1 protein-coding gene is annotated in these 428 nt (G+C 55.8%); it reads left to right on the top strand.

What is annotated here, in order from left to right:
* Window positions 1-428 (top strand): IS3 family transposase (locus C3E87_RS14465; RefSeq protein WP_143571070.1); only part of this gene is annotated, 428 nt, incomplete at both ends.

Here is a 428-nt window from a genome sequence, read left to right as displayed (position 1 = left end):
GGTGTATCTGGCGACGGTGCTGGACTGCTTCAGCAAGAAGGTCGTCGGTTACGCGTTGGCCGATCACATGCGCACGGAGTTGGTCACAGACGCGATGGGGATGGCGATCCGCAACAGTAGTATCCGTCCGGGCGCTGTCTTTCATTCGGATCGCGGAACACAATATATGTCCGGGGAGTTTGCCGTGTTCTGCGGCGAGAATGGTATTGTGCGTTCTGTTGGCCGGACTGGTTTCTGCTATGACAATGCGTGGGCGGAATCGTTCAACGGGACGTTGAAGGTCGAGCGGGTGAATCGCACGGTTTATCCCACGCGGGATCATGCTGTTCAGGATGTGACAAGATATATCGAGTTGCGTTACAATCAGAAAAGGTTGCACTCGGGTCTGGAGTATTCAACCCCGAATCGGGTCGAGGCGGCCTGGTACG

It is taken from the genome of Tessaracoccus sp. ZS01, from assembly GCF_022342445.1.
Classification (GTDB): domain Bacteria; phylum Actinomycetota; class Actinomycetes; order Propionibacteriales; family Propionibacteriaceae; genus Arachnia.
Note: the sequence above shows the minus strand (reverse complement) of the source record. Positions and strands in the feature narration are given on the sequence as shown.